7 protein-coding genes are annotated in these 12,750 nt (G+C 59.6%); 4 read left to right on the top strand and 3 right to left on the bottom strand.

The genetic code is table 11. The annotated features are described in order from the left end of the window. The first annotated feature begins 63 nt into the window (after nucleotides 1-63). Nucleotides 64-2,265 (top strand): patatin-like phospholipase family protein, encoded by a 2,202-nt coding sequence (locus tag N8H71_RS11250; protein ID WP_262194044.1) that lies wholly within the window; start codon nucleotides 64-66, stop codon nucleotides 2,263-2,265. Nucleotides 2,266-2,271: 6 nt separating this feature from the next. On the opposite strand, the gene N8H71_RS11245 is transcribed toward N8H71_RS11250, so the two are convergent. From N8H71_RS11245 to recQ, 3 genes are all read right to left on the bottom strand, one after another. Next, nucleotides 2,272-4,056: a FimV/HubP family polar landmark protein gene (locus N8H71_RS11245; RefSeq protein WP_262194043.1), complete on the bottom strand. Its 1,785-nt coding sequence runs from the start codon at nucleotides 4,054-4,056 to the stop codon at nucleotides 2,272-2,274. A gap of 127 nt (nucleotides 4,057-4,183) precedes the next feature. Further along, complete coding sequence (locus N8H71_RS11240) at nucleotides 4,184-4,618, bottom strand: MarR family transcriptional regulator (protein ID WP_115076960.1); 435 nt, start codon at nucleotides 4,616-4,618, stop codon at nucleotides 4,184-4,186. 134 nt (nucleotides 4,619-4,752) lie between these two features. Beyond that, complete coding sequence (gene recQ / locus N8H71_RS11235) at nucleotides 4,753-6,882, bottom strand: DNA helicase RecQ (protein ID WP_262194041.1); 2,130 nt, start codon at nucleotides 6,880-6,882, stop codon at nucleotides 4,753-4,755. Nucleotides 6,883-7,305: 423 nt separating this feature from the next. Here recQ and N8H71_RS11230 point away from each other — a divergent pair, with 423 nt between their 5' ends. The 3 genes from N8H71_RS11230 to N8H71_RS11220 all read left to right on the top strand — a co-directional run. Beyond that, nucleotides 7,306-7,893 carry a YecA family protein gene (locus N8H71_RS11230; protein ID WP_085710385.1) on the top strand — a complete coding sequence of 196 codons (588 nt, stop codon included), beginning with the start codon at nucleotides 7,306-7,308 and terminating at the stop codon, nucleotides 7,891-7,893. 10 nt (nucleotides 7,894-7,903) lie between these two features. After that, entirely contained in the window at nucleotides 7,904-8,299 is a 396-nt protein-coding gene (locus tag N8H71_RS11225; RefSeq protein ID WP_262194040.1) for a YbaN family protein, read from the top strand. 203 nt (nucleotides 8,300-8,502) lie between these two features. Next, a partial coding sequence (locus tag N8H71_RS11220; protein WP_262194039.1) for an Ig-like domain-containing protein occupies nucleotides 8,503-12,750 on the top strand: 4,248 nt, incomplete at its 3' end.

Raw genomic sequence — 12,750 nt, 5'->3', positions numbered from 1 at the left:
AAACTCCTGAGCCAGAGGGCGCCGCTATAATAGCCGGCTTTATCGCTCGCCCCGAGACTCACGATGCGTCGTCTTCTGATCTGCCTGTTGCTTGGTTTCCTACCCCTGTTCGCTGGTGTCAGCGTCCACGCCAGTGAGGCCACACGCCCGAAAGTCGGCCTGGTGCTGTCCGGCGGCGCGGCCCGTGGGCTGGCGCACATCGGAGTGCTCAAGGCTCTGGAAGAGCAAGGCATCAAGATCGATGCGATTGCCGGCACCAGCATGGGCGCAGTGGTCGGCGGGCTGTACGCCTCGGGTTACAAGATCGACGAGCTGGAAAAACTCGCCCTGACCATCGACTGGCAGCAGGCATTGTCCGACGCCCCTCCCCGTGAAGACGTGCCGTTCCGGCGCAAGCAGGATGACCGCGATTTTCTGGTGAAACAGAAACTGAGCTTTCGCGATGACGGCAGCCTCGGCCTGCCATTGGGCGTGATTCAGGGCCAGAACCTCGCGCTGCTGCTGGAAAGCCTGTTGGCCCACACCAGCGACACCCGGGATTTCGACAAGCTGCCGATTCCGTTCCGCGCCGTGACCACGGATATCGCCAACGGCGAAAAAGTGGTGTTCCGCAAGGGTCACCTGCCGCAGGTGATCCGCGCCAGCATGTCGATCCCGGCGGTGTTCGCTCCGGTCGAACTCGATGGCCGTCTGCTGGTGGATGGCGGCATGACCGACAACATTCCTCTCGATGTGGCCCGGGAAATGGGCGTCGACGTGGCCATCGTGGTCGACATCGGCACCCCGCTGCGCAACCGCAAGCAACTGGTGACCGTGGTCGATGTGCTGAACCAGTCGATCACCCTGATGACCCGGCGCAATTCCGAAGAGCAACTGGCGTCCTTGCATCCCGATGACGTGCTGATCCAGCCGCCGCTGGCCAGCTTCGGCGCCACCGACTTCGGTCGAGGCCAGGAGATGATCGACGCCGGCTACCGCGCGACCAAAGCCCTGGACGTGCGCCTCGCCCGCCTCAAACCCGCGCATTCGCAGGACGCCGAACTCAACGCCGCGCGCGCACCAGGCCAGCGCACGCCGATCATCACGGCGATCAAGGTCGAGAACGACTCGAAAGTCGGCGATGACGTGATCCGCTACTACATCCGCCAGCACATCGGCGAACCACTGGATCTCGGGCGTCTGCAAACCGACATGGGCACGCTGTACGGCCTCGATTACTTCGAGCAGGTGCAATACCGCGTGGTGCACAAGGGCCAGGATCACACGCTGGTGATCAGCGCGCGAGGCAAGCGCACCGGCACCGACTATCTGCGGGTCGGCCTCAACCTGTCGGACGATATGCGCGGCGACAGCGCCTTCAATCTCGGCGCCAGTTACCGCATGAACGGCATCAACCGCCTCGGCGCGGAATGGCTGACCCGGGCACAGATCGGCGATAAACAAGAGTTGTACAGCGAGTTCTATCAGCCGCTGGATGTGGGTTCTCGGTACTTTGTTGCACCTTACGCATCGTTTGCCGCGCAGAACGTCGATTCGGTTCTGGACAACGATCCCATCGCCCAGTATCGCGTCGAGCGCTACGGCTTCGGCCTCAATTTTGGCCGGCAGATCGGCAACAGCGGCGAAGTGCGCTTCGGGGTCGGCGAGGCGTGGGGCAAGGCGGATGTGCGGATCGGCGATCAAGACCTGCCGAGCGAAAACTTCAACGAAGGCTTCTATGCGCTGAAGTATTCGTTCGACTCGCTGGACAACGTCTACTACCCCCACGAAGGCGAAGATATCGGCCTGACGCTGGTGCAGTTCGAACCGAGCCTGGGTTCCGACACGCGCTACCGACAGTGGGAATTCAAACTGGACAAGGCCATGAGCAGTGGCCCGGACACGCTGATTCTCGGCGGTCGTTACGGCCGCACGCTGGACGATGCCAACGTCGTGACCTCCAGTTTCCTGCTCGGCGGCGCGCGGCAATTGTCCGGTTTCCGCGAGGACGCGATTTCCGGGCAGAACGTGAGCCTGATGCGCGCCGTGTATTACCGCCGCCTCACGCCGCGCTCGTACCTGCCGCTGGACTTCCCGCTGTACGCCGGCGCCTCGCTGGAACGCGGCCGGGCCTGGAACAATGACAACGAGTTCGACAGTGGCTACATCAACGCCGCCAGCGTGTTCATCGGCTTCGATACGCCGCTGGGGCCGCTGAACTTCAGTTATGGCCTGAACGATGCGGATGAACAGGCGGTGTACCTGAACCTCGGCCAGACCTTCTGACAGCGGTCAGCGGATCCCCGCCAACAGCGTGCGCGCGGTTTGCTTGAGGGGTTCGTCAGCCTCTTTGAGCAGTTCGTTGAGCAAGGCAATGGCGCTGTCGAGATCGCCGTCGTCGATGCAGGTCTGGGCCTGTTCGAGCTTGCCGGCGTTGGCGGCGCCTGAGGGTTCGGGTTCCAGTTCCGGGGCATTCAGCTCCAGTGGTTCCAGCGAGAGCGACGAACCGGGATCACCAAACTCGTTGAGGAAATCCTCGTCCAGCGACTGCATTTCGGGTTCGGCGATCCATTCCAGTTCGGTGGCTTGCGAGTCGTCGGGAAGAGTTTCCTCCGGCAATTCGAAATCCTGTGGCAAAACCTGTAGATCGGAGCCGAGCGTTGATGCCGCCTGTTCAGATGCGGCGGTGGCCGGGCGCGTTTCCTCAAGATCCCAACTGGAGGCCATCGAGAGCTGATCCAGGTTCAGTTCGAAATTGTCTTCGGCTACCGGCTCCATAGGCATTGCGGGGTCGATCGGCAGCGTGGCAATCACCGGAGCCGTGGCCACCAAAGGCGCGGCGCTGACCAGTTTCGGATAGCGGGCGCGAACCTCCTGCAAGCGCTGATCCTCGACCCCAAGCTGGCGCAGGTGGCTTTCCTGCTGGTCGAAGGCCGGCGTGTCGCCCTGACGTCCCAGCACTTCCAGCAACTGCATACCAAGATCGATACGCTCCGGTTCCCGCTGCAACGCATCGCGCAACAAACCGGCGGCCTCACCCATTCGTCCGTAGGCCAGGTATATGCCGACCGCTTCCAGCACATCGCCGTTGGCGTGTTCCTCACGATGCTCGACGGCACTGTGAACGGTACTCGGCTGCATCGGTTCGGCGTCGTAGACCGGGGATTCATTACGTTCCGGCAGGATCGGCGTCGGCTCATTAACCTCTTGCGCCTGCTGGCGTTGCCGGCGCACGTACAGCCCCGCCACCAGCAATCCCACTACCAGCAGCAATCCGCCGAGCAGCGGCCAGTTGAGTGAATCCTCCTGAGACTCTACCGGGGCAATCACCGGCGCAGGCGCCTCGGGGGCTACCGGTGCCGGAGGCGCCTGTTGCACTTCAATCAGACGTGCCTGCAAATCACCGAGCTGTTTCTTGCCGTCAGCGATCAGCACCTCCTGCGCCTGAAGCTTCACGTTCAATTCATCGATGGTTTTTTGCAGTTGCTGGTTCTGCACAAGACTCGCCGCCAGTTGCTCGGCCTGCGCGTCAACGACCGGAGCCGGTGGCTGCACAGGCGCTGCAGGTATGGCCGGCGTGGTTGCGGTGGGAGCTTCAGGGGTCGGGAACTCCGACGATTGCGCACGCGCAGTTGGCTCGTCGGTAGCCGGGACAATCCCCGGTGAGCCCGGCGGGTCGATCAGCACTGTGTATTCGCGCAGCAGATGGCCGTTGGGCTGATCGAGCTGCACGAGGAAATTCAGAAAGGGTTCGTTGACCGGTTTGGTGGAAGTCACCCGGATCAGGTTGCGATTGCCACGCAGGATCGGGGTGAACTTGAGGTCATTGAGGAAGAACACGCGCTCGACGCCGGCACGGCCGAACTCGTCCGCCGTGGCAAGGCTGACCTTGAGTTCGCTTTCATTGAGGCCTGCAACGTCCACCAGGGCGATGTCGGCCTTGAGTGGCTGATTGAGGGCTGAGTGCACGGTGATATCACCAAGCCCCAGCGCCAATGACGCGGTAGACCAGGCGAAAACACCGACCACCAGCAGCGAGTTGGCGCAACGCAGTACTACGTGCCGACTTCCGAGCATGAGCATCCCTTAAATAAGCAAAACCGACTTCTATGCGTTCGCACATCCGGTACGAACACGATATTGCCCAGTAGTTCTTATAGTCTGCCCAGCGTGATCTCTCAAAGAATCGGCACGCCGTTATGCCTCAAGACTTTTCCAGGTTGGCCAGAATGTGCCCGTGAACCCGCATGCAGACCTTCATGTCCGCCTCATCGATGCCTTCGAACAATTCTTTGCGCAATTGCGTGGCGATGGTTTCAATCTGTTCGATCAGCGGGAGGGCCGGTGCGCACAACACGATTTTTTTCGCCCGGCGGTCTTCCATCACGGACTGGCGTTGCACCAGGCCCTGGCTTTCCAGGCTGTCGAGCAGGCGGGCCAGTGTCGGCCCTTCGACGCCGACACTTTGCGCCAGCTCTCGTTGGGTCGGTGCCTCTTCGAAGCGAGCCAGATGAAGCAGGACAAGCCAGCGGGCCTGGGACAAACCCAGGCCAGCCAGCCGGCGATCCAGTTCGGCACGCCAGCCACGGGACATCTGGGCCAATTGCATGCCAAAACGGTGTTGATCGGTTAACGGCATAAAACACTCATGATTAGACTGAACAAATAGAGAAAAACTAATTATTAGTCAGCTAAGCATGACATTTGCCTATAGGCAAGAGGCGTCCTGTACTGAATCGTTACAACCGTATAACGGTTGGCACAAACGCCCTCTTACATTTCAAACTCGGATTGCAGCGCAGCCCGCACGCAATACAGCACGCCTTCCGGAACACGACCGGCAAACAGCTCGGCCACTTCGGCGACCGACGGTAATTCGCCTTCGCCGTCGAGGAACGCGTCCTGGACTTCGCCCATCAGGTCTTCCGGCAAATCCAGCGCCTGTTCCAGCGAGAGCTGCTGCTTGCCGATGGCTTCGGCGAGCATGGTGTAGACGTTCTTTTCCGTGCATTGCAACTGACCGGAGATCTGCAACGGCGTCATCCCGGCGCGGGCCAGGGTGATCAGTTCGTGGCGCACGTCGGCCACCACTTTCGGCGCCTCGGCCTCGCCGCCGAGCACTTCGAGGAAGGCCTCGCCGTAACGCTCCAGCTTGCGCGCGCCGACGCCGCTGACCCGGGCCATGTCCGCCAGCGAGGTCGGCTGGCTGCGGAGCATTTCCAGCAGGGTCGAGTCGGGGAAAATGACATAAGGCGGCACGCCGTGTTCTTCCGCCAGTTTGCGCCGCAGGGCACGCAACGCTTCCCACTGCTCGCGCTCTTCACCTCGCACCAGTTGGCTGGCCGGGCTCTTGCTGCCGCTCTTGGCGCTGACTTGCGGCTTAAGGTCGCGGCGCAACTCCAGGCTCACTTCGCCCTTGAGCAGCGGCCGGCAGGTATCGCTCAGACGCAGCCCGCCGTAGCCTTCGTGATCGACATCGGCCAGACCGCGAGCAACCAACTGGCGAAACAGCGAGCGCCATTCGCTCTCGCTCAACGCCTTGCCGACGCCGTACACCGACAAGTGTTGATGGCCGAAGCTGCGGACCTTTTCGTTGTCCTTGCCCAGCAATACGTCCACCAGATGACCGACGCCGTAACGCTGGCCGGTGCGATAGATCGCCGACAGCGCCTGACGCGCAGGCTCGGTGGCGTCCCAGGTCTGCACGCCGTCGGTGCAGTTGTCGCAATGGCCGCACGGCTCGGGCATGTCTTCATCAAAATACGCCAGCAGCGCCTGACGGCGGCAGCGGGTTTCTTCGCAGAGCGAGAGCATGGCGTCGAGCTTGTGCTGCTCCAGACGCTTGTGGCGCTCGTCGCCTTCGGAGTTCTGCAGCATCTGCTTGAGCATCACCACGTCCTGCAGACCGTAGGCCATCCACGCGTCCGCCGGCAGGCCATCACGGCCACCGCGTCCGGTTTCCTGGTAATACGCCTCAAGGGATTTCGGCAGGTCGAGGTGAGCGACGAAGCGCACGTTGGGTTTGTCGATGCCCATGCCGAACGCCACGGTGGCGACCATGATCAGGCCTTCCTCGTTGAGGAAGCGCTTCTGGTGATAGGCGCGCAAATCATTGGGCAGACCGGCGTGGTACGGCAGCGCCGGGAAGCCCTGCTCGGTGAGAAACGCGGCCACCTCTTCCACCTTCTTGCGCGACAGGCAGTAGACGATGCCGGCGTCGCTGCGCCGCTCGGCAAGGAACGCCAACAACTGCTTGCGCGGCTGCTCCTTGGGCACGATGCGGTAGAAAATGTTCGGCCGATCGAAACTCGACAGGAAACGCTCGGCATTCTGCAAATGCAGGCGGGTGACGATTTCTTCGCGGGTACGCTTGTCGGCGGTGGCGGTCAGGGCGATGCGCGGCACGTCGGGGAACATTTCCGCCAACTGCCCCAGTTGCAGGTATTCCGGGCGGAAGTCATGGCCCCATTGCGACACGCAGTGTGCTTCGTCGATGGCGAACAGTGCGATGTTCAAGCCCTGCAGGAACGACAGCATGCGCGGCTGCACCAGACGCTCCGGCGCCAGATAGAGCATCTTCACTTCGCCGCGCTTGATCCGGTTGGCGAGATCGCGCTGTTGTTCGGCACTAAGGGTGGAGTTCAACGCGGCGGCTGCCACGCCCAGCTCTTCGAGGGTGGCAACCTGATCGTCCATCAGCGCGATCAGCGGCGACACCACCACCGCCAGGCCATCGCGCAGCAGCGCCGGGACCTGGAAGCACAGCGACTTGCCGCCGCCGGTCGGCATCAGCACAAGGGCATCACCGCCACTGGCCACGCGCTCAATGATTGCACCCTGACGGCCACGGAAACTGTCGTAGCCGAAGATGTCCTTGAGGACGCGTTGAGCCTGTTCGAGCATAAAAACTCCAAAAATCCACCGAAACATCCCTGCACAGGCTGGTTCAAGACAGCCGAGGCTGCTTTAAACAAAACGTAAGGGCGCATTGCATGACGCCGTACACATTCAGCCGCGACACCGGCAGGGATCGCAAAGCGCGGCAGTATACCCGAGCCCTCCCCGGCAAAGGGCACCGCTGATAAGACACTGATAAACCTGCCACGCAACAAATCCCTTGTGGGAGCGAGCCTGCTCGCGAAAGCGGCGCGTCAGTCGATGCAAAAGTGCCTGATGCACCGCCTTCGCGAGCAGGCTCGCTCCCACAGGGTTATTCCTGTTGTCCAGTAAGTCCTGTAATTCGGGCAAATCTGCCGTGCGGCTGGCTTGAGGGCTCAAGAAGGCCTAGAATTCCCGCATTGTTTATTCCCCCAAGGTAGCCCTTTAATGTCCTTCGCCGAGCAACTAACCCGCCTGCAAGTCTTCCTCGACGCCGACGAGCTGCATGAAGAGGCGCTGGACTACGTGGCCGCTCACGGTTATCTGACCGCGCTGTCGATCTGCGCCGACGTGGTGCCGGATCGTGAGTGGATCGACGCCCTGTTCGCCGAAGAGCCGCATTACAGCAGCGAAGCCCAGCGTGAAGAGATCGAAGCCACGCTGATCGGCCTGAAAGCCCACATCGCTCGCCAACTGGCGTCGGATGAAGAATTCGAGCTGCCATGCGAACTGGACCTGGGCGACGAGCCGGACGATTCCGAACTGCGCGGCTGGTGCATCGGCTTCATGGAAGGCGTGTTCCTGCGCGAAGCAGCCTGGTTCGAAACCGCCGAAGAAGAAGTCAGCGAAATGCTCCTGCCGATCATGGTCGGTTCGGGCCTGTTCGACGAACAGCCCGAGTTCGAAGACATCGCAAAAGATGCCAACCTGATGGACGACATGATCGTGCAGATTCCGGAAGCCCTGACCGCGCTGTACCTGCTGTGCCAGGCACCTGACGAAAAACCGGCAATCCTCAAGCCACGTCACCACTAAGATCCGGCCTATGGACAACCCCATAGGCAACCGTCCCCTGATGTTGCGCTACATCCTGCTGGCCATCGGCTGGCTGAGCGTGGCATTGGGGGTGATCGGGATTTTCCTGCCTGTTCTCCCCACTACTCCCTTCCTGCTGCTGGCTGCCGCCTGCTTCGCCCGCAGCTCTCCGCGTTTCTATCAATGGCTGGTCGAGCACCCCCGGCTCGGGCCATGGATCCGTGACTATCTTGATGGCAACGGCATACCGCTCAAGGGCAAGGTCTACGCGATCGGGCTGATGTGGGCGAGCATTCTGTTTTCGTGTTACCTGGTGCCGCTGCCTTGGGCGCGGGGGTTCATGTTGACCAGTGCGGTGTTGGTGACGGTTTATATCTTGCGGCAGAAGACGTTGCACAAACCCTGATCTCACCCTGCTCTCAAGCTCTTCAGATCAACGAACCGTTCATCGAAAACCCCCGTCCACCTGTAATTTCTGACAGTAGCCAACCCCCTCGCTTCACGCCATAAATCATTTCAGCCCCTGATCCACAGCTCGAACGTCCAAGTGCTCGTTCTTGCCCGGGAATCCTTGACGCCACTGGCATCCCGCTTCGGATGGAGTTGACCATGTTCACTTTCCGCCGGTCCTTGTTCCCCCATCCTGATGAATTGCTAGCGCCCCTTTCGGGATTGTTCCCACCCTACTTCGCCGACATGGTCATCCCGGTGCCGGGTGCTGACGGGGGGATCAACAAAAACGCGTATGAAGCGTTCGATACAGGGCTGTTTGTCGTTATCGATCCTTATCAGGGAATGGCGATTGGTGACCTGCTGGAAGTCATCCTGAATGACAAAAAGGTCGCCGAACTCAAGGTCAAGGATGAGCACCTCAATCAGCGATGGTTCTTCTTCGTACCCAAGGGCGGGCTTCTACCGGGTCTTTTCACCTGCCACTACGTGTTGACCCGGGCAGGCGAAACCGTACCCGACGACCCATCGGCCACATTGACGCTGTTGCTGGAAATCGACGACCCGGCCGGCCCCGACAAGCGTCCTTTCGAGCCTTGGCACTCAGAGCTGAAAAAGGTCGGGCTACCGCAGGATGTCATCGATAATGGCGTGACCAAGGAGTGGGCCGACAAGGGCGTGCCGATGACCATTACGCCTTATCCGAAAATGGCAGTGGGCGACATCATCCTCGCAATGTGGGGCAGTGTGTTTCTTCTGCCCCATGTGCTGACGCAGGCAGAAGTGGATGGTACTGCCGAAATCATTGTCATGGCCCGGCCTGAAGATATCCTCACAGCGGGTGACAGCGCCGCGATGAAGATCCATTACGACGCTTGTGATCTCGTTTACAACTGGAGCGAGAAGTGGTCAGAAGCCACTTCCGTGCAGGTCGATGCCGGAGTATCACGCCTCGATGCCCTCATCATCAAGGAAGCGGATGACGGGAAAATCATTCTTGCGGACCTGGACGCCAACCCTGTCACCTTGCAGATCCTGATCAAACCCAACGACGTCTTCACCGCCGGTGACACGCTCCTGATCACAGCGGTCGGCACGCCGATTCCCGGCAGGCCACCTCAAACGTTTACCGTTGAAGCCATAGTCCGTAACCCGCCTTATATTCATGAAATCCCGCTTGCCTACGAGTTCGTGAAACTCTTCGCCCAGGGCACCCTCGACGCCTCCTATGCATTGCGCAAGCAGGACGGCAGCCCGACGCTTTATTCAAAACGCACCTTTGCCACCGTAATCGGCAACCCCTCATTACTGCCGGCACCTACCATCAGCGAAGTGGTCGGGAATATTTTGCCCGCACTGATACAAGCGGCATCGGTGGTCATCAGATACCCAGCCATCAAAAATGGCGATTTCCTGACACTGATCTGGCTAGGTAAAAAATCCAACGGTGATGATTACCTGCATGAAGAAGAACACACCGTATCGGGCGAAGAGCAGAAGGCCGGCGAGGTGACGATTTACGTCATGGGCGAGCACGTCAAAGCGTTGGAAAACGGCAGTCTCAAACTTCAGTACCGAGTATTCAACGACGCTACCGGCCAGTACGGAACCAGCGAGTCCGAGTTTCTGCGGGTCAACGTGGGATCATGGCAGGCAACACTTCCGGCCCCCAAGGTTGAAGAGGCACCGGATGACATTCTCGACCCCTCGCAAACTGACAAGCTGGTTCATGTGCTGGTCAAACCGGTGAGTTGGGTCAGGGGCGATACGCTCACCTACCACTGGATCGGGATCAACCTTTACGGCAGTACATCCGGAAGCGTACCGATCACGTTGGCGACAGTTGGCCAACCGGTACGATTTCGGGTGGACAAACAATATGTCTCGGCCAATATCGGCTACTACGTGACCGTCAACTACACACTGCTGCACGCGGCCACCGGGAAATACAGCTATTCAGAGCCTCTTGAGGTGCTGGTCGGCATTCCACTAGGCAGATTACTGCCGCCTACGGTCGTCCAGGCCCCCGGTGGCAGTCTGAACCCGATGCACGCCATCAATGGCGTGGATATCGATTGCAGCTACGCGTCCATGGACGCCCTGCTCGACAAACTCGGATTGAAATGGCGGGGCACGCCAGGCGCAGGGACTTCGGAAGACCTTGAGAAACCTGCCGAGGCCACCGGCACCGTGAGGTTTCATCTGCCGCGCTCCTTTGTCGGGGCCAACATCGACCGCGAGGTAGCGGTCAATTACGACGTTCAGCGCTATGGTTTGTGGACCCCCTCGGAAATCCTCCCGCTGAAGGTTCTCAACTTCCAGAATCCAGAAACGGAACTGCCGCGACCCGAGGTTCCAGAAGCGAAGGCAGGTGAGCTGCTGGTAATGGAGCTCACAGGGAACGCGAACGTTCTGATCAAGGCATGGCCTTTCATTGCCCTCAAGCAGTTGGTCTGGCTGTATATCGAAGGGCAGGCCAGCACGGGCGGCTATCGAATCGATCTGCTCACCGCACATGAAGTGAACTCAACACAGCTCACTCAAGGGTTGAATCAAACCCTGCTCAAAACGGAATTGCTGAAGCTGCTGCACGGCTCCAACGCCACCGTGGTTTGCAAGGTCATTTTCGATAACAGCACGGATGAAGATGCCGCCATCGTTTTCCCGAAACTGCTGTTGGTCATCCGCCAGCACTACGAGTACGTCACGCCCGTCATCACCACTGTGAAAACGGAATTGGGTGCGGTCATTCCCGAAGCGGGTCAGACATACGACAAGCGTTTGACGATCGAAGGGACAGCTACTCGGGCCGAGAAAGTCGATATCCAGATCAATGGTGTATCCAAAGGCGTGCCCACGGTGGATGCCAGCAGCAAATGGACACTGACGGTGGATTTGATTGAGGGTTTGCACCAGGTAGAGGCAATTGCCCAATACGACGCCGATGACAAAGTCAGCAAGCCTCGAACCTTCACAATTGCAGTGGCTACGAAGCCAAGCATTACAGCCGTTACGGACGCGAGCGGCCCGGTTGATGACAACGACACGACCTATTTCACAGAGGTCACGGTGTCGGTTCACGCGGATAGTAACCAGACTGTGCAGCTTTACGACGGAATTACGGCGATTGGAAGCCCAATACCTCTGGATATAAATGGCGATGGAAGTACCAAGCTATCGAATCTGAGCCTGAAAATTTACGCACTTAAAGCCAAGGCAACTTATGGCGACCAACTCGAGTCTGCAATTCGAGCCTTTACTGTGACGGCTGCTTCGCCTCCGCTCATTAAATCCATCATCGATTCCCTGGGCGAAGTGCAGCCCGGCGGCATCACGTTCTTTAACAGCGTGACCATCACCGGTACCGCCGACGCCAACCAACGTGTGCAGATCTACAACGACACCACGCCCATCGCTCCCGACACCCCTGTCGACAGTAAAGGGGAATGGACCAAAACACTGACCGGCCTGAGTGCCACCGCCTATAGCATCAAGGCCAAGGCTTTGAATGGAGCACAACCAGAATCTGCGGTTCGAGCCTTTACTGTGGCGGTTGCTTCGCCTCCGCTTATTAAGTCCATCACCGATTCCTTGGGCGAAGTGCAGCCCGGCGGCATCACGTTCTTTAACAGCGTGACCATCACCGGTACCGCTTACGCCAACCAACGTGTGCAGATCTACAACGGCGCAACGCCCATCGCTCCCGACACCCCTGTCGACAGTAAAGGGGAATGGACCAAAACACTGACCGGCCTGAGTGCCACCGCCCATAGCATCAAGGTCAAGGCTTTGTATGGTCCGCAACCGGAATCTGCAGTTCGAGCCTTTACTGTGGCGGTTGCTTCGCCTCCGCTCATTAAATCCATCACCGATTCCTTGGGCGAAGTGCAGCCCGGCGGCATCACGTTCTACAACAGCGTGACCATCACCGGTACCGCCGACGCCAACCAACGTGTGCAGATCTACAACGGCGCAACGCCCATCGCTCCCGACACCCCTGTCGACAGTAAAGGGGAATGGACCAAAACACTGACCGGCCTGAGTGCCACCGCCCATAGCATCAAGGCCAAGGCTTTGTACGGTACGCAACCGGAATCTGCGGTTCGAGCCTTTACTGTGGCGGCTGCTTCGCCTCCGCTCATTAAATCCATCACCGATTCCCTGGGCGAAGTGCTGCCCGGCGGCATCACGTTCTACAACAGCGTGACCATCACCGGTACTGCCGACGCCAACCAACGTGTGCAGATCTACAACGACACCACGCCCATCGCTCCCGACACCCCTGTCGACAGTAAGGGGGAATGGACCAAAACACTGACCGGCCTGAGTCCCACCGCCTATAGCATCAAGGCCAAGGCTTTGAATGGAGCACAACCAGAATCTGCGGTTCGAGCCTTTACTGTGGCG

Source organism: Pseudomonas koreensis, from assembly GCF_025447595.1.
In the GTDB taxonomy this organism is placed as follows: domain Bacteria; phylum Pseudomonadota; class Gammaproteobacteria; order Pseudomonadales; family Pseudomonadaceae; genus Aquipseudomonas; species Aquipseudomonas koreensis_H.
Note: the sequence above shows the minus strand (reverse complement) of the source record. Positions and strands in the feature narration are given on the sequence as shown.